This is a genomic window from Vibrio sp. 10N.222.46.A1, from assembly GCF_041473595.1.
GTDB lineage: Bacteria > Pseudomonadota > Gammaproteobacteria > Enterobacterales > Vibrionaceae > Vibrio > Vibrio tasmaniensis_A.
The window spans coordinates 1-638 of the sequence record NZ_JBFRSN010001113.1; the positions used below are offsets into that span (position 1 = coordinate 1).

The 638-nt window shown below is 42.5% G+C and carries 1 protein-coding gene; it reads right to left on the minus strand.

Annotation, left to right across the window (positions count from 1 at the left end):
* On the minus strand, positions 1 to 601 hold a 601-nt coding region (locus AB4496_RS24325; protein WP_372132346.1), incomplete at its 3' end, for an NAD-dependent epimerase/dehydratase family protein.
* Between the last annotated feature and the right edge of the window lie 37 nt (positions 602 to 638).

Here is a 638-nt window from a genome sequence, read left to right on the forward strand (position 1 = left end):
AGAACTTCGCAATGTCGTAGACATGAACATATTGGTTATAGCCTATAGACGGCACACCTACTTGAATCGTTTGGCTAGCGAAAGATTCTACAATTCGTTTTAGCTGACAATCCTCACCGCCATAAACCAAACTAGGACAGTAGACGACGTGCCACCTGTTTCTAATAGCGCTATGTATCGTTTCTACGTCTAATCTAACGGCGTCTAAGGGTTTCAGTCTAAACTGTCTCAAATCAGCGCTAGATGCGTTGCCAAAAAGCCAAACACCTGATGTATGTATCTTTGTTGCGCCTTTAGCGGCAAGTAGGTCTAACTCAGAGAGCAATTTCTGCTCCACATCGGCTATTTCATGTGCGGAGAATTGTGACCAATGTGGACGCGCACAATTCACAACCACGTCAAAGAAGCCTTCAAAGTCAGCTCTATCTTCTATTAACCCAACTATAGGAGGTGTGACGACTTTGTCTCTACCGTATGTAAAAACTTCAAAGCCACTTTTTGTGAATAGCGATGTAACGTGACGACCAATGTATCCACTAGCCCCCGCAATTAATACTTTCGTTATTCCCTTATTCTGTCCATTACACATAACCAATGACATGCATCTCCCTTTGAAGAAACATTCTTCAATATACGAT